The 21798-nt window shown below is 52.7% G+C and carries 14 protein-coding genes; 3 read left to right on the forward strand and 11 right to left on the reverse strand.

The window, feature by feature from the left end:
• Positions 1 to 15 precede the first annotated feature (15 nt).
• The 5 genes from HPDFL43_RS03160 to HPDFL43_RS22145 all read right to left on the reverse strand — a co-directional run bounded on the left by HPDFL43_RS03160 (position 16) and on the right by HPDFL43_RS22145 (position 4555).
• Entirely contained in the window at positions 16 to 435 is a 420-nt protein-coding gene (locus tag HPDFL43_RS03160) for a type IV secretory system conjugative DNA transfer family protein (RefSeq protein ID WP_040448991.1), read from the reverse strand.
• A gap of 25 nt (positions 436 to 460) precedes the next feature.
• A complete protein-coding gene (locus HPDFL43_RS03165) occupies positions 461 to 1345 on the reverse strand; it encodes a type IV secretory system conjugative DNA transfer family protein (protein WP_040448992.1) in 885 nt (294 codons plus the stop codon).
• A 47-nt stretch (positions 1346 to 1392) separates the two neighbouring features.
• Positions 1393 to 2352, reverse strand: a complete 960-nt coding sequence (locus HPDFL43_RS03170) for a hypothetical protein (RefSeq protein WP_156970171.1) — start codon at positions 2350 to 2352, stop codon at positions 1393 to 1395.
• A gap of 13 nt (positions 2353 to 2365) precedes the next feature.
• Positions 2366 to 3661 carry a hypothetical protein gene (locus HPDFL43_RS03175; protein WP_156970172.1) on the reverse strand — a complete coding sequence of 432 codons (1296 nt, stop codon included), beginning with the start codon at positions 3659 to 3661 and terminating at the stop codon, positions 2366 to 2368.
• A 198-nt stretch (positions 3662 to 3859) separates the two neighbouring features.
• Positions 3860 to 4555, reverse strand: a complete 696-nt coding sequence (locus HPDFL43_RS22145) for a helix-turn-helix domain-containing protein (protein ID WP_007195798.1) — start codon at positions 4553 to 4555, stop codon at positions 3860 to 3862.
• Positions 4556 to 4695: 140 nt separating this feature from the next.
• On the opposite strand from HPDFL43_RS22145, the gene HPDFL43_RS03185 reads away from it, so the two are divergent.
• Together HPDFL43_RS03185 and HPDFL43_RS03190 are read left to right on the forward strand one after the other, a co-directional pair.
• Positions 4696 to 6240: a hypothetical protein gene (locus tag HPDFL43_RS03185; RefSeq protein WP_007195799.1), complete on the forward strand. Its 1545-nt coding sequence runs from the start codon at positions 4696 to 4698 to the stop codon at positions 6238 to 6240.
• An 89-nt stretch (positions 6241 to 6329) separates the two neighbouring features.
• The gene (locus HPDFL43_RS03190) at positions 6330 to 7073 is read left to right on the forward strand and encodes a hypothetical protein (RefSeq protein ID WP_007195800.1); all 744 of its coding nucleotides are present in this window, start codon (positions 6330 to 6332) and stop codon (positions 7071 to 7073) included.
• Positions 7074 to 7076: 3 nt separating this feature from the next.
• On the opposite strand, the gene HPDFL43_RS03195 is transcribed toward HPDFL43_RS03190, so the two are convergent.
• Positions 7077 to 7433, reverse strand: a complete 357-nt coding sequence (locus HPDFL43_RS03195) for a hypothetical protein (RefSeq protein ID WP_007195801.1) — start codon at positions 7431 to 7433, stop codon at positions 7077 to 7079.
• Between the two features lie 176 nt (positions 7434 to 7609).
• Here HPDFL43_RS03195 and HPDFL43_RS03200 point away from each other — a divergent pair, with 176 nt between their 5' ends.
• Positions 7610 to 8188 carry a recombinase family protein gene (locus HPDFL43_RS03200; protein ID WP_007195802.1) on the forward strand — a complete coding sequence of 193 codons (579 nt, stop codon included), beginning with the start codon at positions 7610 to 7612 and terminating at the stop codon, positions 8186 to 8188.
• Between the two features lie 54 nt (positions 8189 to 8242).
• On the opposite strand, the gene HPDFL43_RS21585 is transcribed toward HPDFL43_RS03200, so the two are convergent.
• The 5 genes from HPDFL43_RS21585 to HPDFL43_RS03230 form a co-directional block, all read right to left on the reverse strand.
• Positions 8243 to 9949 carry an SIR2 family protein gene (locus HPDFL43_RS21585; protein ID WP_084594556.1) on the reverse strand — a complete coding sequence of 569 codons (1707 nt, stop codon included), beginning with the start codon at positions 9947 to 9949 and terminating at the stop codon, positions 8243 to 8245.
• A 294-nt stretch (positions 9950 to 10243) separates the two neighbouring features.
• Positions 10244 to 12217: a DEAD/DEAH box helicase gene (locus tag HPDFL43_RS03210; protein ID WP_007195803.1), complete on the reverse strand. Its 1974-nt coding sequence runs from the start codon at positions 12215 to 12217 to the stop codon at positions 10244 to 10246.
• A gap of 81 nt (positions 12218 to 12298) precedes the next feature.
• Positions 12299 to 17845 (reverse strand): DEAD/DEAH box helicase, encoded by a 5547-nt coding sequence (locus tag HPDFL43_RS03215; RefSeq protein WP_007195804.1) that lies wholly within the window; start codon positions 17843 to 17845, stop codon positions 12299 to 12301.
• The gene (locus HPDFL43_RS21590) at positions 17845 to 18942 is read right to left on the reverse strand and encodes a hypothetical protein (protein WP_084594557.1); all 1098 of its coding nucleotides are present in this window, start codon (positions 18940 to 18942) and stop codon (positions 17845 to 17847) included. The genes HPDFL43_RS03215 and HPDFL43_RS21590 overlap by 1 nt, the downstream gene beginning before the upstream one ends.
• Positions 18939 to 21797, reverse strand: a complete 2859-nt coding sequence (locus HPDFL43_RS03230) for a hypothetical protein (protein ID WP_007195808.1) — start codon at positions 21795 to 21797, stop codon at positions 18939 to 18941. The genes HPDFL43_RS21590 and HPDFL43_RS03230 overlap by 4 nt, the downstream gene beginning before the upstream one ends.
• Position 21798 lies beyond the last annotated feature (1 nt).

Raw genomic sequence — 21798 nt, forward strand, 5'->3', positions numbered from 1 at the left:
TCCTTTCGCTCTGGCCTAGATCAGGCCTTCGATCTTGAAGTTGGAGGTTTCATCGGAAATCACATAAACGCGGGCATGGGCATTTGGGTGGCGCAGAAACTCTGAGTACATGCAGGAATCGATGAGGCTCAGAACCTTCTCTTGCGCTTTCATGCGCGCCGGATCGGCAATGATGAACACTGTGATGGGCTGCTTGCTGTCTTTGAGATCGGAGAACCGGAAGCTGCTTGAGCGCGTAACATTGAAGGCCCGCGTTGAGCGGTTGAAACGCTCCAAATGTTGCCGCGCTCCGGTCAGAAAAGACTCCGCAGACTTGCTTTCGGTTTGAGAGAGCAAATCCGAGACTTGCATGGAGACGCCTCTGAAGTAGGCGATGAAGTCATTGCGATCTGACTCGGCGTGAAGGGAGAACCACGGGCTGGCCTCGAAATTCATTTGAGAAAAGCCGGTCTCAGACACGTCATTGGGCAAGCGCCCACAGCCCCACAGCGCATGACAGCAGCAAGCGCTGCCGGTCATCGAGCAGGCTGGTTACATCGCCGAGGGTTGCGCCATGGCCGTCAATTAGTACCGATGTCAGGAACGTGTAGGCGGCCAGATCACGTGAGCCAAAATCAAAGAAGCGATTGTCGCCACCCCCGCCCACCGGCTCTGGGCATATTTGGTGCGAGAACTGGCTGACATCATTGCTGACATCGCGCAGGCCGCCGCTGCGAAAGAAATTATCCGCAATCAGGTTCAGTGGGTTGTATGTCGCGGAAGCCCCAAGCAGATCAGCATTGATGTCCGCGATGTTCAGGATCACGACTTTCTCCCCGCGATCCTGAAGAGGCTTTGCGAGGACACACGCCAACTCTGATTTGAAGTCTTTGACGACCTTGGGGCCGCGAATGCTCAAAATCGTGGGAACAATGGTGCCAACCGTCTTAAAAGAGTTGGGAGGCCCGATCACAAGGGCATTGGAAGCAAATTCGCTTGTGATGGCGCGCCCATCGACCGATCCCCAATACGGCCCCCAGCCGTCGGTGGTCAGCTCATGCTCAATCTCAAACACTTCCGCAAAGCGGGCTTTGCCCTTGTGACCGGCAGGCGTGCGGCTGGCGCTCAGTTCATATTGGCCGGCAATCCAGCGGCAGGTATCTCCCAGAAGGGTCATGCCCGCAGCAACGGCGAGGCTGGCTGCGATAAAGGATGGCCAGTTGGGATCGGAGGCAAATGCAGCCCCGTAAAACACCGGCCCGAATTCACTGATCGCATAGGCGCACAAGCCCATGAGGATGATGAGTTGCGGCGCGCGGCCAAACAGACCGCCATGCGCCGCTGTGCGGGAGCTTGAATCAGACATGTGGTTTGTCCTTTTCTGGCCAAGGCGTGCAGGGTATGCGGGCGCTATTAGCGCCCGCCAGAGACATCGAAGCGCAGACGGGTGATCTGCACGCTTTGAGCGCCTGCCTCTTCGAAGTAGCTTTCCCACCAGCGGATAAGTTCATCCTCGCCCGAGCAGTGCGGTCCATATTCAGGGCGGATCAGCATCAAGATGGTGACATCCACGCCAGCCAGAGAAGCGGGGCGAACCCGCGCCCAATGCTCACCGCCTTTGAAGTTCTCAAAGCGCGGTAAGTGACCGGGCTCACGGCAGGCACGGATTTCCAAAGTGGATTGGATCAAATCCGAGACCACGATCAAGGATTTGCGCCCCTCGCCGTTCTGAAACTCTGGCAAGCGGGATAGCCCTTGAAGCTGCTCCAGGATCGGGCTTTCGAAGGCTTGCGGGTTTGCAGGCGCAGGATCCGTGATCGTCGTCAGTGCAGGCGCAATCTCTTGATCGAAAATGCGTTGCTTCTGCGTGGCGAGATAAGCCGGATTGACGCTCGGCGCGCCAAGCGCTTCCAATTCAGAATTGGTTGAGGCCGGAACGCAGGTCTCGACCACAGCATCGGGAATAGAGCCGATTTGATCAACCTCCGTGTTGTAAAGCCTGATCCGCTCATTGGCTTCGGCGCGCCTGAAATAGTGGTCTGAAACAAACGTCCAGATGTCACGGGCTTGCTGCGTATCCGCACGCGGGTTCGAGCTATCGACAAACATCACGGTTTGCGCCTGATCGCTTTGCGGATAGCAGGCATGCTCATCGGGTTTGAGCGCATTCATGTCCTGCCAGACGAGATAGCCAAGACTGGATGATGCGAGGATCAGACCACCTGCAATCGACAACACAAGCAGAAGGGATGATTTCTGTGCTTTGGGTTTACCGGAACGTGATCCGGAGCGACCACCGTGCCGAGAGTTACGGTTTCGGCGATCAGCACGCGAGTCCGATGCGGAGCCGCCAATTGAAATCGAAAAAGCCATGGCCATGTTCCTTTCAGGCTTGAGACGATGGGGAAGGCTTGGATGGAGCCGGTTCGGCAAGATCAAGACGCGCGAGAGCGGCGCTATAGGCAACAGTGAGCGCGTTCACAGCCGGTTTGTATTTGCTGCGAAACTCACCCAGGTCACCAAAGACAGGGCGCACCGGCGGGGAGATTTTTGCGCGCAGATCATCCAGCTTGATGCCTTCAACCGAAAACTCTGATGTGGTCTTGGCGATGATATGCTGGGCTTGCAGGAAGGATGCAGCCTGCTCACGGATTTCAGCTTCGCGCTGATCAATCAGGCCATGTAGGCGATGATATTCATCGCTCAGCGCTTCGAAATCTTCATCCGGTTCACGGCGGGCATCGGCAATTGGATCGGCGCAATCGGCCAGGTCATCCATGGCTTTGATCTGAATTGCTTTGACTGTGTCAAACGCTGTGTCACTCGCAGCCTTACGATCAGCCGCAGCGCTGGCGCTCTTTGCGCTCGCACGGGAGAAACCCGGATAGGGGTCTTCAAAGGCCGAGAGTGCCGTGCGCCATGACAAGATGGCAAAGGCCGTGCCCGAAAGCATCAGCATGATACTGTGCATGTTGGTAAGCGCAGCAGCGAACACGTCAGGCGAGATTTGAAGAGTGTCAGGTTGCCCCGTGGTGCGAACAAGCGCAGCGATGCTCAACACAAGGGCAATAGCCGTGCCTGTTAGGAGCGACCCGAAGCGGCCAAAACGGCGCGCTTTTCGCATGTCTGGCGTTTCCGCAGGCGCATGGATGCCGTAATTCCAGAACCGCCCGAAGAACCCGCCGCCCAGACCGGCAGAGAGCAAAGTCGTAACACCCGCTATCGAAAAGCCAAGCGCAGCGGCAGGCGCGATCCCAGGGGCAAACCCCGCGCCGTAGAAAAAGACCGTGTTGATGGCTCCCTCGATGAAGAGAAACAGCAGCAACAACGCAAATGCGAGTGTGCGGTCGGCCTCAACAGGTGCGCGCGTGATCCCGTGCTCATACTGAAAGGCTCGAAGGTCGCAGTCAGCTTTTTCGGTTGCCGTATCCAGCGCAGTAATCGTTGCGGCCTGAAGGTTGGCTTCAGCCTGCAACTCGGCGCATGCAAGATCGCTGAGGGACATCACATCGGGAATTGAATGGTCAGCACGTCCCTTGAGTTCAGCGCAATCGCTTTGATACTCCGCAATCTCTTGACTGAAAAACTCGGCAGCCTCTTGGACACGCTGCGCAACAAACAGCTTCACATCACCGGCCATAGCAGCCTTGTGAAAGTCGTCGCCGGAAGGATGTCTGGTCATTGGACGCAACTCCATTGTCGTCTGACTCGCCGTATCAAGGCCGGGTCAGGATTGAGGCCGAACGGAAGGGTTCGCAGAATCGCAAGGATCGCAGCGTGGCCGTCAGATCGGCGGGTTCAGGACATCAGGGATATGATGTTAAGCAGAGTATAGCCAAACAAATTTGTTCGGTCAATGGGGGACAACAAATTTGTTTGGTTATGAGTCGAAAGGGGAGAAACTCAACCCTACATCGTAACCGATAGCTTCTGCGTATTTTCTAATGGTATCAATTGAAGGGCTGTGTTCGCCGCGCTCAAGACGCCGGATCGCATTTTCTTTGGTTCCCATGGCTTCGGCAACAACGGCTTGCGTAACCCCAGCTTCCAATCGCGCAGCCTTGAGCTTTGCGCCAATTTCCTTCGGATCGGCGGCAACGGAAAAAATTGTCTGTGTAGTGTCCGGCTTTGCCGGTGGTTTGCCCGAAGGCATAGGCTGAGGCGCTGTGGGGCGCGCCACTTTAATAAGTTGATCTGAAATGTCCCTAAGAGCGTTTCTGAGTAATGGAGTATCTACTTCAAATTTAAAAACTGATTTTATTTTGTTTGAAACAAATGATCGATACGTCTCAAGAGACAACTCATCTTTCATTTCAATACTATATATTATATCAAAATCGAGAAGAAATGAAATAATTCTTTTGATGTCGTGACTTTGAAAAGCAATGCTACCGCCAGCTCCGGTGTCTAGGTCTTGGCTCACAGGCCGATTTCGCGACAGCCCCATACCGCGCCCTCGTCCCGACGCTTTGGTCTCTGGTCTTTGTTGAAGAAGCCGAACCAAAATATCCGCGTGCCGATCTGCCAATTCCGGCTTGCTTGCAAGCGTCGCAATAATCTTTTCGGCATCGGTCATGAAAATGCAAAGTCCCCGCGCGGTCTCAGCGTAGGCTCTTAACACAATCCGCACATACGCGATGCACCGGTTTGTCGGAGCGGCGAATTATCCCTAAGAAAGAGGATGCATCACCAAACCGTACGAACTATGAGGCGCGCATGAAAGAGCCAACCCCAGAAGAAATCGCCGAAATCGAGAAATACAATGCGTTTCTACGAGATTTGGGAATGCGTTCAAAGCAGAAATTTGTCGCGAATGCAGGTGAATTTCAAAAATTCCTGCCACCCTATTTATTGCTATCCTTAGATGCAAAAGGCCAAATTGAACATGGTGAATCGCTGCTTGATTTAGATGAGTATCAACGACTGACTAAGGCTTACTATGAACATCAACTCGACAAGATATTTATCCAAACGCGCACACCGGGAGATGTCGACGACCCAATTAGTCTTTCATGGAAAGTGACGGGTGATCTGGACTTCTTCGCTTATGCAAATGCAGACGACGGCCATGCTGAGATAGAAATTTCAATCGGTACGATACATGCTTTGCAAGACTTGGCTTGGCGAGCAGCGAGCTCAGAAAATTTCTTCAATGTCCGACCTTACGACCATCGACAGCACGCAGCAATCTCTAGGTTTTTTTGCTATGAGCCGGAGGCTCCTTGGGTTCCGAGACATCGTTACTTTGATTATAATCCACGAGAAAACAAGACGCCTGACACGCTGGAGTATCTCGAATACGCCCGTGCTCATGGAATAGAACCCGACAACCTCGCGCTCTTCTACCGGAAACTCCCAATGTCTGAAGATCGGTTGGCGCTCGCTCAGGCGATGGTGAACATCGCGCTGACTTGGATGTTTTGCCACGAAGAGGCTCATCTGCGTTTAGGGCATCTGTCAGACAATGTCACTGATGATTGGCGAGGTGAGCATTGCATTGCGATGGAGTGGCAAGCCGACCGATCAGCGTGCAAAAGGGTGTTAACGATCTTTCTTGACCAGAACGCCCCTCTTCCCTTTTTACATCCTGACCTTGCAAACAGTCACATCTGGCGATTGAGGCTCATCTCGTCTTCGATTGGGATGGCGATCTCGTTGCTTGACAGGGAGCACATGGTCCGAGGTGCATCCGATGAACATCCTTCCGCCAAGTTGCGCCTTGCCCAGCTATGCAAAGAGACAGTCCGAGCCTCGGAGGATTACCTCCACGGCCTGCAGCATTACGATTTCGAAGAGTCGCTTGGAGTAATTGCTGAACTCGCGCGATTTGGTGAGCCCCTTGGTCAAACCTTCCACCTGATCGAAGGCGTTTTGTGGGACGTTTTTAGCATTATCGAGATTTTCGATTTCGAAGCGGGTGTCGGAAATCGAACATCCGAGCACATCCTCCTGAACAATGACGCTGGTTCACATGTATTGGCATTTGTTTTCGCGTGGGGATTGGATGGAAAACTAGACTTCCGCTCAGGTAGGGCAATGCCACGTTCTCAGCGAGATGAAGAGATGCTGCATCAATGGATTGTGAGCGTTTCGAAGTTTCTTGATGTGCCTATGCCCGAATTTCTAGAGATGTGGCTTTATGCCAGCGTCTTGTTTCTGGAAAGCCATCAGATGATTATCGATACGAATATTGTGGTTGACGAGCTCAGTCCTATCTCAAAAAGCCTGGCAATGAAAAATAACTTAATAAAATACATATAGGTTTGAACGTTGAATTGAGTTCATTGCGAGAGAATTTGCACTGCGCCCTCAAAATTTGGTACAATGGAGTATCAAAACAATGAGGGTGTATGCGCAGCTATCTTGCTGATTTTAATGACAGATCACGCGATCTCGCCGGTGAACGTCAGGCGATTGAGCTTGACGGTCTGAACGCCGCGCGCTCTGGTTTCGACAATGGCCGCAATGCGAGCCAGCTTGCTGCCCTTGGCTCCGATGCTCTTCCAATCAACAAGCGCGGGAAGGATGCGGGCAGTGATGCCCTAGACATCATTCTCACCACGGTTTCCTACGAAGAACTGCTGTCGCGCACCTATGGGCGCTTGGGCGAAGCAGAAGCCGCCGTTGAAGACTTGATAACGCTGGCCACCGAGCGCTTTGAGGCCGAACAGGCGAGACTTGATGAGCTTGAAGCCCAGGCGGCGCAATTGCCTGATGGTACGCGGGTGGCTCGCGCAGAAGACGGACATATCTATGCCATCGAAAGCGGACGCCGCATCTCAGACGAAGACGCCGCGACGATCATCTGGCGCGGCGATGAGCCGGACCTTGAAACCATCAGAGCGCAGGAAGAGCGAACCGATGCCGCTCTTGATGTTTTGGATCGCGCCCGCACAAACGAAATTCGCTTAGGCGATATTCGCGAAGAACTGTCCGATCAGCCGAGCCGCGAGCGCGTGCACGAGCTGGAAGACGAAATCGACGGCATCGTTGCGCAAACCGAGAGCGATTATGCGCTTCTAAACAGTGCCAGCATCCCAAGTGAGGTCCCGCTCAGCGTTGATCCAACAGCTATCGCCGTGCCGGAAGTTTAGACGCTATTCGTCGCGCTCAAACTTTCCACAGTGTTTCTCGACAACCGCCAGAACGATGGCGGCAGGCTGGTATTGGGGCAATCGCCTCATCGCATCGATGATTTCAGCGTGTTTCTCACGCTGCGATTCAGAATCAGCCGAGTACCAAGAGTTCATGCAGCGCGCGATGTCCGACGCAGTCTGAGACGCGACTACGCCAATCATATTGATCCCGTTGCCGATGAAAGCCTCCTGTGCTTCCCGATCAAACGCGAAAAACTCTGCCATTTGCGGGGACGGTTCAGGCTGGCTTTGTGCATACCCTTGTGTGGCAGAAAGCGCGATCAGGCTTGCCAGCGCTAGCGTCTTTACTTGTAACATTGTCGATCAATTCTGTTACAAGAAAGGCAAAACACGATGGATACATCAAAAACCGCATGTTCTGACTCATTTCCGCCCTTTTGGCGGTCTGAAATCAAGTTTCACCGCTTCAAACACGCCGTCACGAAAAGGATCGTTATTGCGACCACCAAACGGGATCGATTTGGAGGGCGGCGATGTTGATCAACCCATTAGAAAGCAGGACGGGGTGCATCTATGGCTATGCGCGCGTGTCCACGAAAGACCAGCGCCTACGCGCCCAACGCGATGCGCTGAAAGCCATAGGCGTTGACAGGATTTTCGAAGACAAGGCGAGCGGGGCAAAGGCCAGCCGTAAGGGGCTGGATCAGATGATCTCAATCCTGAAGCCAGGCGACACGGTGATCACCTTTCGGCTCGACCGCATGGGGCGCAGTGTCTTGAATCTGGCCGAACTACTCCGGCACTTTGAGCGGCACGGTATCGGCTTTATCTCCCTCACCGAAGGCATCGACACCAGCACGCCGAGCGGCAAGCTGGTGTTCAACATTCTGGCCGCGATTGCCGAGATGCAGCGCGAGGTGATTGCCGAGAACACCCGCAGCGGTTTGGAAGCCGCACGAAAGGCCGGAAAACGTCTTGGCCGTCCGCGTGCAATGACGGACCAGCAGATCATCGAGGCAAAACGGATGATCAAAGGTAACCGCTATTCCAGAGCGCAGATTGCCAGCCGTTTCGGCGTGTCTAGGATGACGTTACATCGTGCAGTGGCATGAATAGATTTCAGATTTTTACGATCTGCGTCGCGTTCTTGGCCTTTGAGCAGCCAGCTATGTGATTTTTTTGCGCCTTAAGTGCAAGAGCGCGAGCGTTCCGCGCGCGATTAACATGAGCCGGCAAACCAACGAATATTCGCATTTGCTCATTGAATGAATGAATTTTCCATATAAAACATACCTCTCATATAAGAAAAACGTTTTTCTTGCACATAAAGCCGCGTAGCATATCTTATAAATATTCGGATAAAGCCCAAATATTTCGGCAATTTTCATTCGCTCATAAAATTCTGATTTAGATTTCACGCCTCTATATGAATTTCTCGAAAATTCATCAATGTAGGCCGATATGTTTCCAATTTGCTCATAGCCTTCAAGCGCGTTTTTGTGCGCCTGCATGGGGGGCGGAAGAAAATCAATATTACCTTGCTCTTTCAACTCAATTTGAAGATTGTAAAATCCTCCCCAAATACCATTTTTTAAATAGTATCTAGCAAGCCTCTGCGCACTGCGTTTATAAACATCTGATTTTCTCAATGGATACAATAAAATGATGCACCACTGAAACAAATCAAAGTGCTTACGCTTGTGTGAAAAAGATAGTTTTGACCAGAGTCTCATGGCCATAAGAAGGGAAATTCTCGGCGAAAAAAATTTTCCTGCATTTCGATGGTGCGTACACCGGTTCAGCAAAATACTGAGCTCCGCATATGCGCCGTTCGGAACTGATTTGGTGAATTCTAGGTGCGACGAAACATAGCGCCCGTAGCGATAGTACACTGCTGAAATTTTTTTGGGGCTGATAGGCCCATATGTCCTCAGAAGTGTATTGTGCGCCGATCGTGCTGCTCCAAGAGAATTGAAGAAATCAAAACGCCAATTTTCGATCTCTTGTTGGCTGATTTGACTGTGAATGACTGGTTTTATCGGTGGAGTTTTCTCGGACACAATTTGTTTTTTGACTTGAAAAATATGCCTCATATCTCCTTCTAAGAAGGTGAAATTCCTCGACAGTACGGCGTTATTTTCCAGATGACGGGCATTCTGTGAAATGTCATTTTCACGGAGAACATTCCAAAATATGGATGCCGGCCGCGCCTCCTCGATGGCAGGACAGATTTCCAAATCAAGACCGGAGTAACCGACCACGATGAGTGTTCGTCCCGCGACAAGATTTTCGAATAATTCACCTTTCCAACCAGAAAGCAAACCTTCTTCAGACATTCGCAAAACTATGCTGACTGGATTTGAAGCACAGCCGTGCACTTTAAATATCGGGATATGCTGACCCAAGGGTAGCGCCGATGAGCTAACAATTGAACGATATGCGTTCTTCAGGGCCAGCTTATCAAAGGCCCTTTCTATCATCATGTCATAGTTCGTTGTGATGATCGGTATTCTACAGCGAGCGCTAATGCGCGCAATACTTTCATGAATTGGGTTGCATCCACCTCTTAGGAAATACTGAGAAAAGTATTCCTTTTTGATTCTATCAACGGCGGGGTAGTGCTCAAAGATATGTTCAAACACACATGATCGCACGAATTCGCGTAGCTGATGATAGGTTGCCTGACCCTTCTCTGACTCGGTTAAGAGGTCACTCACTTCATCTACGAGAGATTGACCAGACGGTAAATTCGATGGGCTGAAGAGAGAAATACCTGACCCAAGCAGAAAAGTACAAGGTTGGCTGCGTAATGTATTTCGCAGATAACGTTTCGTTGAGGCATCGTTTAATTTCAACATCGAATTATTGGTCATCAATTAGATATGATTGCCACGATTAAAAAGGTCCATACCTATAGCTATGTTTTGAGTGTCGTGCACTCCCAACGCATCCAAGGTGTAGGCGTGTCTTTGACCCTGGGGTGTCTGCGTTACACGCAAGATGTGCGCGGCGGTACTACCGCCGCGCATTTTGGCTCATTGCGCTGGGGCTTCATTCGGCAAGGGGAACCGTTCCCGTTCCCCGTTGCATCCCCATCGGCTATTGCCGTGTGACGAAACAGGTCTAAGGGTAAAGCTACCGGACTATCATAAAGCTGTTTTATTGATCTAAAGATCGGCAACTACTTGCCACTCTACGAAGTCACTCCGCTTCTCAAAAATCCCTCTCAACGCGTCCTTCAAGCGGGAGGGCTTTTTCGAAACATTGATCACTAGTGTGTCCATGGCTCGCGTGATTGGGATCATAGCCCACTGTGCGGCATAAGCGGCTGCCAGGTCTTCCGCACTGTCAAACAATCCCCCCAAGTCTGGCGGCGACGACAAGAATTGTCTTCTCTTGTAATCGTAAAAATCATCAAAGGCATAATTGATGACTGTCCAACCTTCCAAACCGCGACAAGAATCATACTGAACAATGCGCAAGGCATCCCGGTCCGTTGGATAATTCTCTCTAACATCCGTTGAACACGCGTCCCAGACGAGGCCCCCGTCTTGCTGAATTGCCCGGCCAGGAATTGAGTGGGACTCATCTTCTTCGCTGGCGACAAGCGCGGGTGGAACGCAAGCAAGGAGATCGACCGGATAGTTGCCGAGTTCCGCGGCCTCCGCTTTGAGCTTTTTGAAAATCGCGGTATCACGCGAGATATCGCCTTCGAGGATGATGATGCGCCCGCCATTCGCATCCGGGTTCGCCTCCAAATCCCAATTCTCAAGTCCAAGCGCGTCGGCGCAATCAGCAACAAAGTGTGCCAAATTAGCCTTCATCCGCAGACACCGTCTCAGTCGGCGGGGCCGGAGAAGTTCGCGAGAAAGACCAGCATCCCAATCGGCAACGGAGTCACGCACATACTGATCGACGCCATCCGCGACCACAATTTGCTCAGGTGTGAAAACAGTGCGCAAGGTTTCGATCTCATCTGAAGGCCAATCCTGACCTTCATCCACAAAGATGACGTCCCACGCGAAGTCGTCGGCATTCTCTTCTATCAGACTCTTGAGATCGGCCGAGGATACAGCACCGCTGCGGAGATAATCGATGAGGCTCTGCTTGTGCTTCTCATAGTTGTCTAGGAAGTCGTCATCGTTGCCGATAATGCCAAGTTCCCCCATCAGCCTCGCGATAAAGGAATGGACGGTCTCGACCCCAATTCCGCCCCTCGCAAGATTACGGGGTACACCAAGTAGCGCCATCGTGCGTCGCATGTCAGCGACAAGCGCCTTATTGTAGGTGAGAACAAGTGAGCGCATTCCAGCGTTGTCGAAAGCGCGATATGCCATCTGTAGCAAGATGACAGTTTTCCCAACGCCGCCGCGTCCGCGGAGCACTATCTGCTTGTTGGTAAGGTCTTCAAGCCATTCATCGGGAAGAGCGGATTTGACGATGCGGTCCATTCTTCTGCGATCAATAGAAGTAGGCTCAATTGTCTTTAGAACTGTCGCTTCGGGTGATAAAATCGCGAGAAAATTCTCGTCCGGGCCAAAGCTAATTCTCGCGATCCGGTCCCTCACCTTGGGCTGCGCCACCTGTCCGACAATGTTCAGGATCGTTTCGAAGCTGGCGTCAACTCCAAAAACGTTGTGAGGACGCTCTGGAACGTCGGACTCGCGCAGGCCCGTCATGAAGATCAAATCCTTCACGTAAGGGCTTGGTAGTCCTGCGCGCCCAAGATAGCTCTTGAGTTCGAACACCTGCTTGAAGGCTTTCTCGGTGACACACTCCCAGCCGCGCGGATACTTTACTGACAAAAGTTTGTCGTCGAAGCGGACTCCGCTGGCATCATGCGATTTTACCTCAACTGCCAAAGCGAAATTGCGAACAAATGCTCTGCGTGGGAGTACCGGATCGTTATCCCGAGGGTAGAATTTCATCTCCACATCGAACTCACGGGGCTCTGAGAGATGGCCGACAACAAAGACATCTATGTCTTCGTATTTTTGACCATAGAGCTTTAGGCCCACGAAGAGCTTGACGTGGTCATCTGGATTTTGGCTCAGATCAGGCCATACAGCGAGGATGAGTTTTCGGAGGTGAACCGCCGCCTCATATTCCTGTCCTTCGTTTGCTCCAACAATCTCAATCATCGGCACCTACGCAATCGAATGCGCCCGGCGGGCGTTCTTGAGAATGACAGCGAGAATGCAAAGGACTGACCATCTTAATTCTCACGATCTAATCTGCTGTAGTACTTTGCGACTGACCCAAGGAAGATTGCCGCGCACTTCAAGCTCGTTCTCGACGATGACGCGGTATTTCGTGCTGTTATCTCTGAGGTCAGCAAGGTTTGCGTCAGTTGGGTGGCCACTCGTCAGAGGTCCTGACAAAGCGACAACAAACGATTTTCCTGCCGATTGAGCCAGAATAGGAACTTCGATGGTCTTGCCCTCGCCGTAGGTGACGCTCGCTCCAGCCTCGAAGGAGATATCATCGTCGCAGCGTCTTTTGAGATCGTTCAGCAAGAGCGTAGTGGAGGCCTTCAACCGATGTGGATTGAAGCCAGGTTGTTGGCCTGACAAGAGGTACTCAAGAAGCTCGACGCCGACATGACGGTCAAGAAGCCTGTGTTCGAGCCTGTTCTTAAAGCTGCGGAGGCATCGGTAGCACGAGCCATCGCAATTCTCAGGGCAGTGTTTGAGAATGGACAGCGCCTTCTGGAACAATTCAAGCCCACGCTCCGCCATCTGGCTTGCGAAGCCAGCGCCGCCCGGCAGTGTGTCGTAAAGAAAAATTTCAACTTCTTTTCCGGACTTCCCCTTGGTCGTCAGTGCAGGTCGAAACTCAGCCATTAGTTCGCCAGGCTCGATTTCAAGCAACTGACAGGCCGCCTTCGCAAGTGCCTCACTAACCGTCCGAAGTGCGACTTTAGTGGAGTCATGCGCTGGCCGAAGTTCGATGGGTTTCTCCACTCGCATCGAGAAGAGACCAATATCTGTGATAAAGTCCGTGCCGAGGAAAAGATGGCGTGTCGGACTGAGACCATTGCACGTCAGATCGTCATCCTTGGTCGGAAAAGGCTTGCGGTGCGGACCAGCAAGACTGGGGTTCGGTGTCGTGCTGGACTCGATACGCCCACATTTGACGCAGTAGGTATAGCCTTCGTCTTCAGGGCCGGTGTTAGACACCATAAGGTGTTCTCGTGTGCTCAGGCCGCGAATCCGGTCATTGGCATGCACCCATCCCGCTGCATCGCGCGGCGGCGTCCCCATCGTGAGCTTGGCTCGGGTCGCATAGCTCGTCTCCGGAATCTCATCAGGTGAGGTAACTTCCTCTTCAAAGACGGGATGAGCAAAACCTAGTGGCCGAAGCCAATAGCGCGCGGGTCCGAAGCTGCAGGGTTCGCCGCATGCTTCGCAGTCCGATGTATCACGGCGAACGACCTCTCCTTGCTTGTAGGTCTTTGCGTACCCGCACTCAGAGCATTGCATGTAGAGCTTGCGGGCTTGCCAGGCCTCGTCGAGATCATTCTTCATCACAGAATAGATCGCACCTGAGGTATAGCACTTGCCAGCAATCCAGACCTGCTTGCCAGGAGCATACTGCGAAAGCGCAATCGGCAAGCCCTGTGATGGCGCAAACTTCATGATGTGGCGGAAGGGTGAGGAACGGTCGCGGTCAAAGACGTGGAATGTCGCGACGTCCGTAGGAAATGCGTAGCGGGGCAGCTTCCCACAATAGAGGAGACGGTCCAGAAGCTTATTGGGCTGTGAGGCCTGTTGCGGACGCTCTTCCCCTTCCTCCGGAGCTTCCTCATCTCCCCCATCGCCTTCGCCATCTTTATCGTCATCATTTGTCGCGTCCGACGAAATCGCATCATCGACAGCCTTCAGGCAGTCCGCCACAAATTCTCCGAGTAATTCAGTCCGATCTGCATCTGAGAGTTCGGTCGGCAGCCAAGAGGCAATCCGCCCGCGAAGCGATTCTTCATTCTCCATCAGCCAAGACGCGAAATCATCGCGGTTTAGCACCGAGTCCGGCATACGGAAGGCCGAGACGCTCCCAAGAACAGAGAAAAGATCATGCGGTTGGCTAGCGTCAACCGTCGGCAACCGATCCTGATGGTAGCCTTGCAGAAGGTAGGCACGGATGTGCCGCCGAGCAATCTCCGGGTTATCCAGTGTCAGCTTCGGGTCAATTACTTTGCCGCGGATCATTTCATCTGGCCGCGAGAAATAATGTTCGTCATGGCTATCTGCGCTGCCAAAAGCCAAGACCGTCGCAACGGCGTTACCACGACGACCAGCACGTCCAGCACGCTGCTGGTAATTGGCACGACCAGGGGGCATGTTCCTCAGCGCCACGCCTGTCAGAGCGCCAAGGTCAATACCAACCTCCATCGTCGTTGTACTAGAGAGAATATCGATAGCTGTAGAGCGAGACCTGAGGCTGCTGCCCACGAGCGCGATATCCTGAAAGAGCAGTTCATGTTCTTCTGCTTTAGAGAACACATCTTCGTTCTGCGGAGCATTAAGTTGCGCGGTATGCTCCGCCGCGATCAGCGCCATTGGTTGTCGCGGCGGCTCTTGCAGTGCCTCGGTGACAGGTTTGCGGTAAAACCCTTTTCGGGCAAGGAAAACGCGATCGCTATCTGGATCAAGTGCGTCCACGGAAAGGTTACCACAGTCCAGGCAACGATCATGTCCGGGTATTGGCCTATGGACCGACTTGCAACTCGTGCAATGTACCCAGTCTCCCTCAAACTGTAACGATAGTTCGCTTCCGTTGAGATACCTGTTCCCGCCTTCCTTGGACTTTGTGAACGTGGAGATGAGTTCGGGATGCCATTGATCCCAGAATAGCTTCCGGGCAGCTTTCTCCGTGATTACGGTATTGATAGCTTCGATCTTGGCCTTCTCTTTGCGCGACCTCACACGGTAGCCGTCGGAGGCCGGTCGGTCGATCCAAGTTCCTGGCATTTTTGCTAGGCTGAATCCGTTCCAGCAACGAAGCCAGAATCTTGCTAAGGCGAGTTTCGCTTCGTCAGTCTCTGCGAGGTTTGAAATAGGTGGTAGATCAAGGATCTTCTTGCGATGGCGGTCCTTCTCGCAAAGCGACGCCAGTGCGAGCGCTTCCATCCCATAAAAGCGGTCTGAAAGGGTTGTGAGCATACTTCCCAAAAGAGCCTCAGGCGCACTATTGGCATGCACATCGTCGAGTAGGTCCAAAAGAGCGACTGGATCGTCTAGATTGCCCTCATTGATTGCTTTCGCGACGATATCCTCTGCATCAAAGTTTTCGTGCCCATGCAACTCGGGCCGAAGTCGAACATTAAGCCTTTGCGATGCCAAAAGCACACCAAGAAATAGGTCATCAAGCCCAAGACGTCGGCGCAATAATTCCTGGTCCTGTAGCCATTTGAATCCGCTGATGATCAGTGGCCGAAGAGAGTCTCGCTCCGAGTACATTTGAATGTTGGGCGCCAGCCGTGCCGCAACTTGCCGGGAGTCACTGAACGCAAGTACCTTGCGCCCACGCAGAGGTGCGAAACGAGTGGCCTCTTGGGGGCCAGGTGGCTGAATCTGGATTTGACGTGTCAGCAACGCCTGGAAAGGTTGATCGCCCTTGGTCTGGTGATCCTGAACATAGCTTCGACCAAAACGAGCGGTCTTGCCACAAACGGCGCAAGGAACAAACTTTCCGGGCGGTTCCGGCGCGCTTCCGCCATCATCGTCATTACTTGCCGCGTCAACCAAGCGCCCTTGCCGGATGAAGACTGTTCTGGTGCGCGGCCCAATTGTATTTGGGTTGAGTTGTCCTGTCTCAAGGTCGTAATCCGCTGGCTCAGCGACATCCTCACGAGCGGATTCTTCTAGAAGCAAATCGATAGGCTCAAGCGGCGCGCTCTCTCCACTTGCCATCCGTTGTGGCTTACCCGGCTCTGACCAAAGGTCGTGCGGCTCATCGATGTCGTCAGTATAGGCCCGCCCATACGCGGTACCGCAATTTCTGCATGTGAATAGTTCCAGGACGCGCGCACCGCAGTCGCAGGTGTCCATAGGCTGGGAGTACATTTTCCCGCAGATGCCGCCGCGTTCTTCATTTGCGAGTTCGGTGCAATCAGGGTCCATACAAACCCAGAGGCCAGGCAATCCACGAAAGAAGTTATGAACCCGGCAAGGCAACAGCCCCGGAAGGCCCGAAGATGGTCTTGCAACACTACCTAGCGCCAGAAGGGTTGTGACAGCCTGATCCGTGACATCTGCCGAAACACCTTCCGGGAAGATAAGCGCGCCAAGTTCAGCTATCGGGATGGCCTCCTTCATGGTTGCGTTAACAAGCCTTCCCAAAGGCCCGAAGTCACGAAGTGCTTGATAAAGAGCCTTTTCCGTCTGTTCTTCAGTATCAACTCCACGATATGCGAGAAGTGATGCAACACTTCTCAGACGTGCTTCGTCGGTCTCCGCTTCATAGAAGGCTCTTAGGTCAATTGCAGCGAGAGCGGTCGCATCGGCATCCGTCCCTGCATCATGATCTGATTTGAGGTCGAGCGTTCCTGTTACGGCAACAAAGGTACTCGCAGGGACACCCGAGAGTTGCGCGCCAAATTCGAGAGCATAAGTCGGATCATCGAAACTTGCAGTCGCACAAATGACCTGAAGTCGCTCCTCAGGTATGCCAAGACGGTCCCGCAGTCTTCTCAGCAAGAGCCCGACTTCGGCACCCGCAGCACCACGATAGAGGTGAGCCTCATCAAGCACGACTAGGAAGGTCTCGCCAGGGTTCTTCTCAAGCCACTCTTTAGTTTTGTCGAAGATTGGCCTCTCAATTGGCCGCATAAGCATGTATTCGAGCATTGAGTAGTTCGTGACCAAAAGGTCAGGCGGAGCAATCTGCACTTCATGGCGTGTAAGGAGTTCGGAGTCGTCTGGCAGTGTGACAGCCCGAGCAAAACTACCCTTGCTTTCCCATCGGCTACCTTTTTGACCGAACCAAGCCTCAAGGTCTGGTTTGGCTGGCCATTTTCCTCTTTCTTTGAGTGCCGTGAGAAGTGCACCTGCCTCCTTGCTCTTCTCAAGATCGGAACTCTTAGCACTCTGAAGCACATCGACATAGAAGTCACCAAAGGAACTAAGTCGCTGCCCATCCTTACTCGCCGTACGAACCCCGGCATAGGGCGTCCGGCTTGTGTACCGGGCAAATCTCGGCGGCCTTCCGCACCAACCCTTGAAGGTCTCAACCAGCCTCGGATCGCCCAGCATCGCCCGTAGTCGGCCAAGTTGGTCGTTCACGAGTGCGTTCATCGGATACATGACAAGCGCTCGCATTGCCGCTTGTTCTGCGAACACTTTGGGATACGCCTCAGCTTCTCTTGCAAATTTTCCGAGGATCGGCAGAAGGAAGGATTCAGTCTTACCCGAACCCGTTCCAGTCATGATGACAATGCTCTTACCGTTGATCAGGCATTCTTTCAGTGAGTCGCCTTGGTGCATGTAGGGCGGATCATAAACAAGGCGCTGCAAATCCTTCTCTGGCGTACTCAGACGCTCCAACAACTCTAGTGCAGCGGTTGGCAACCCGGCCATTGCCGAGAATTTGTTTCCCGATTGGTATTTCGGTGTTGATTCAAGAAAAGGGACGCGGTGAATGACGCCGTCTTTATCTAACAACGATTGACGTTGCGCAATGAGGGATGGCGCGCTGATATGGTAGGTGGCCTCGATGTATTCCTTGAGAGAAGCATGTAGGCTTTCTACAGTTTTTTTGATTGTTTGCATTAGGCGCTCATCATATCAGAATTAGTATCAATGGGAACAATCCAAAGGTTCTCTTGCAAGAACTCCTCTTCCTGGACTGCTTCATCAACCGGAATTTCATAGGAAAATAACGTTTTCTCGACCCGGCATTTACTGCCGAAGATCATAAGTCTTCGTTCCGCCCAAAGCGGAATTGGGGAGTAAAAGCTCAGCCGACACATGCCATCTTCGCAATGATCGACTTTATATCGCTGCGGCACTCCGCGTTCACAGTCTATTGCCATTTGCAGATGCCATGCAGCATCGCACGCACGCCAACGATACCCGCGGAAAGGCAGATCAAGGACACGCTTGAGCATGCCGGACTCCGCTTCGACCAAACACCACAGGGGGGCACCGAACTCCTGTGGACGTCGCGCGACAAATAAACCAGAGTGATTCTTAAGGGAGGTCCATCGCCCTTTGTAATAAGTCGGTTTCGTTTTCGGGTCGATTATATCAAGCCCGTGCACCGGAGCGCATTGTTGTTTTTTGGCAAGTTGTTGACTTGCTTTGGAGAGCGCTTTTTCCGATGGAAGCGTCTTGGGCGCTCGGAGCCACGTTTTTTCCGGTAATCTTCTGAGACCTTCGCCAGCTAGCCTCACGGCGAGGTCTTCCCCATCGTCCGGCCTGATGGATCGTATTCCACGCGACAGGAAGATACGACTTCGGATGTTTTCAGGCAGCCATCGATCTTGGTCAGGAACAATTCCGGTCAGGAAGATGTTGCCGCTCTTTCGTTCAACAAAAGAGGGCGGCGCTGCAAAAACCCATGTTCCCTTTGCTTCGTCTTCTCCAGTCGTCACCTCGGTCAGTTCGAGCAAATCGCCTACGACTATCAGGTCATCAATAAGTGCTTCAATTCGCGTCGGCAGCGTAGATGGCTCATCATCCAAATGGCCCAGACTCTCTACCAGAACAGCGCGAAGTACAGCACGCGAACATGGACAAAGAGACCCGGCAGTACGTCTGAGCATGGCTGCCAAAAAGTTGTCATTGATACCGTGGTCTTCACCCCGCAATTCCAGAAGCGAGCGACAATAGCACAAAATATTTTTAGGGGTGACGACTGAGATCATGACTCGGTCTCCCTAAGAAGTCTTCCGGCCCCGCCATCGGCTAAACTATTGCAGAGGATCGCAAGTCTTGCCGCTCGAACGAGGGTCTGGCTCGTTTTTGCATCCCTGATATGATTTTCTAGACCTGTGGGATAGAGCGTTGGAAGGGAATGAGGTCGGCCAGCGAACTCCATCGCAAACTGACAGGAGTCATCGTTGGCCGCGATCTGGTAGCGCTTCGCCAAATTAGAAAACCAAGCAATAAGTTGTTTTCGGCCTTCCGTCTGCGTGGAGGCATCTCTAATGATGACGCTTGCCATGCCACTCTTGTGATTAACTAGCGATCTAAGTCGCGAAAGAGCTTCATGAGGTTCACGCGCTCCGACTAAGCGGGCTTCCGCCCGCGCCCAATCAAAGCCTGCAACGATGCCGACGATACCTTGCATCAACGTGTTGATCACTTGATATCGGTGAGCGTTGCCGAGATCACCTGCAACACGAGCATTCTTCCAGTATCTCAAGACACGTAGCAGTTTAACAATCTCTTTTGGATCACTCGAAATGGAGCCATGGCTGGGCTGGACGCCAAGGCCGGCTAGCTGTGAGCCCGATAAGCCTGTACTGACTATAACGTAATCGCGTGATTTTCCAATTTGCGCGGCAAATAATCCGCCGGGCGGCTCTACTTTGAAGCCACGCAAAGCCTTCTCTGCATTTACTCGTCGCCCTTTCCGGGGAAGTTCCATTTCAAAAAATCTACAGACAGGCGCTATTTCTTCCTGATTTGTTTCATCGACAAGACGAATGAAAACGCCGTCATCCCAGTGGCGCAGCACCCACCGAACAGGCTTCACCTCGTTTTCAAAACGAACCTCACAGTTACCAAGTTCGCCGCCATCTAATGTAAGAATACCAGATGCTGCTTCCAAATAGCGCCATTCACATTTCTCGCGCTGTATGAAGTCTTTGAAACGCTTCTTCCAGACATCCGCCGTGATGGGCAGATTGATAGCATCACACACCTGCTGCCTGAATATCTCGTCTTCGGCTGCGTTGTGTAGCGACACATACGGCGTGACTTGACGCCCCTCCGGTCCTGCCACCGAGAGGTCAAACTCATTTTGCCAGAACTCGTCAAGCGTTGCATCGTAGGGATTGCGCGTCACAATCAGTCCGGCATGAAGAGCAGTGCCGGAGACCCAGGGCTCGGGTTCACGAACACTGATCTCCAGAAATCCTTCATGCGAGGCGATACCCGCTCCCTCCTTGTTCTTTGTTTGGGCACTGACTTTCAGAAAGTGAGTTCCGGAAGTTAGTTCCGGAAGTTGTATGAAACTCGGCTGACCAGGTTCACTGGCTTGAATTATTTGCGCTTGCATGCCGTCTAGACTAATCTCGAATGACTCAACCTTATGATCTGGAGCGATGCCGAGGCAGGGCCTTTCGGTCGTCAGCCATTCGCCGCGGCCTTCTCCGTCCCATCTTCGACCGGGTAGTCCCACGGGCCAAACCCGAATGGTTCGCGCAACTTCCAGTTTCCAAGCCGATAGCTTTTGAGCCAATCCTTCAGGAATTGCCTCTGGAATACTGAGATGAATGGCATGGATTCCGGCGCAGTTGATTGTGCAATTTTGTTCGACCGGGAACGGAAAATCGAGTGGTTCTCTGGACACGATCACATAATCATGAGCGGGCCGCACGGTGCGGCCTGCAATCTCTCTGGCCAGGCCATCCTTGCCGATCCGGAAGAGCCAAACCGGGCCGGGACTAACGCGGCATTCGCTGCTGAGCAGGTGATCGACGGTGCCATTACTCGCTTCGAATGCGACCATCGGTTTGTCAGTATCAGGCCAATCTCGAAGCACTGCCTGACGACGTCCTGAAAGAAGCCAGCCTCGCGGTTTTTTTCCTGGGCTCCCGTTCACGGTGCAGCGCGTCTGTTTTAGAAACTGGCGCACCTCGGAATTGAGTGCTCCAACGTCCCTGAAACTCGGGATATCGACCTGAAGATCCCAACTTCCTTTTCCCTTATACTGCAATCGAAGATCAGGGCGGATAATCGGGCGGACATCCAGAGGGGCGCTCTGCGTAGCCCCGCCTTTCGCAATTGTATTTCGAGAGTCAGTTCCGCGACCAAGACCTTTGAAACGATCCGAAACGACACGGCTGGCTTCTTTGATCCAAGCTCTTGCGTCCCCAGCCTGCTCAAGGTCGCTGACGATGCGGTCCAACGTAGCAGGAAGAAGTGGTTTTTCTCCTTCAACCTGGTCTTGATGCAGAAGGGCAAGGACAATACGACCGACCAACTCTTCCTGCTGGAGAAATTGCTCTAACCGCGTCGAGGCATGGTAGGCATTGGACGCTATGAGCCGACCAATTGTGCCAGGATCGACTTCGCTTAGTCGGGCAAGGCGATGACGTAGATCATAGAGTGTTCTCGCAAACTGCCATTGGAGAAAACGCGGAAGAACAGCATGAGTTATTGGCCAAGCAATGATACTGAAGTGTTTAGCCCACGGTCCCGACGGCGCGACGCCGTTGTACGAATCCTGGAACTTCCTAAAACACCTAGAAATTTTGTAGCGATCACGAGAATCCCAACCTGGAGTCTCGTCCTCGAAGGATTGCCAATATTCGCCTCCTTCGTAGGAATAGCCCATCTCGGCTGCATAGATGGTCCAAAGCAACCAATGCGGCGCGATCCTCTCGCCTTGGATGAGATTCTGACGCAAGTTCCCGGCGATATCTTCTAGGTTCCCTGTTGAAAGGCCATGCTCCAAAGCGAAAATCGGAAATCCTGTCCGGTCGCGCCTTGTCTTAAGGTCCGAAAAGTGGCCCTCCATTTGTTCCTGCCATGTATCGAGAGGAACGCCCATA

It is taken from the genome of Hoeflea phototrophica DFL-43, from assembly GCF_000154705.2.
GTDB lineage: Bacteria > Pseudomonadota > Alphaproteobacteria > Rhizobiales > Rhizobiaceae > Hoeflea > Hoeflea phototrophica.

Excerpts from the sequence above, each read along its gene's own strand:
- HPDFL43_RS03160 (WP_040448991.1), bottom strand. The coding sequence starts at position 435 with ATGAATTTCGAGGCCAGCCCGTGGTTCTCCCTTCACGCCGAGTCAGAT.
- HPDFL43_RS03165 (WP_040448992.1), bottom strand. The coding sequence starts at position 1,345 with ATGTCTGATTCAAGCTCCCGCACAGCGGCGCATGGCGGTCTGTTTGGC.
- HPDFL43_RS03170 (WP_156970171.1), bottom strand. The coding sequence starts at position 2,352 with ATGGCTTTTTCGATTTCAATTGGCGGCTCCGCATCGGACTCGCGTGCT.
- HPDFL43_RS03175 (WP_156970172.1), bottom strand. The coding sequence starts at position 3,661 with ATGACCAGACATCCTTCCGGCGACGACTTTCACAAGGCTGCTATGGCC.
- HPDFL43_RS22145 (WP_007195798.1), bottom strand. The coding sequence starts at position 4,555 with ATGACCGATGCCGAAAAGATTATTGCGACGCTTGCAAGCAAGCCGGAA.
- HPDFL43_RS03185 (WP_007195799.1), top strand. The coding sequence starts at position 4,696 with ATGAAAGAGCCAACCCCAGAAGAAATCGCCGAAATCGAGAAATACAAT.
- HPDFL43_RS03190 (WP_007195800.1), top strand. The coding sequence starts at position 6,330 with ATGCGCAGCTATCTTGCTGATTTTAATGACAGATCACGCGATCTCGCC.
- HPDFL43_RS03195 (WP_007195801.1), bottom strand. The coding sequence starts at position 7,433 with ATGTTACAAGTAAAGACGCTAGCGCTGGCAAGCCTGATCGCGCTTTCT.
- HPDFL43_RS03200 (WP_007195802.1), top strand. The coding sequence starts at position 7,610 with ATGTTGATCAACCCATTAGAAAGCAGGACGGGGTGCATCTATGGCTAT.
- HPDFL43_RS21585 (WP_084594556.1), bottom strand. The coding sequence starts at position 9,949 with ATGACCAATAATTCGATGTTGAAATTAAACGATGCCTCAACGAAACGT.
- HPDFL43_RS03210 (WP_007195803.1), bottom strand. The coding sequence starts at position 12,217 with ATGATTGAGATTGTTGGAGCAAACGAAGGACAGGAATATGAGGCGGCG.
- HPDFL43_RS03215 (WP_007195804.1), bottom strand. The coding sequence starts at position 17,845 with ATGCAAACAATCAAAAAAACTGTAGAAAGCCTACATGCTTCTCTCAAG.
- HPDFL43_RS21590 (WP_084594557.1), bottom strand. The coding sequence starts at position 18,942 with ATGATCTCAGTCGTCACCCCTAAAAATATTTTGTGCTATTGTCGCTCG.
- HPDFL43_RS03230 (WP_007195808.1), bottom strand. The coding sequence starts at position 21,797 with ATGGGCGTTCCTCTCGATACATGGCAGGAACAAATGGAGGGCCACTTT.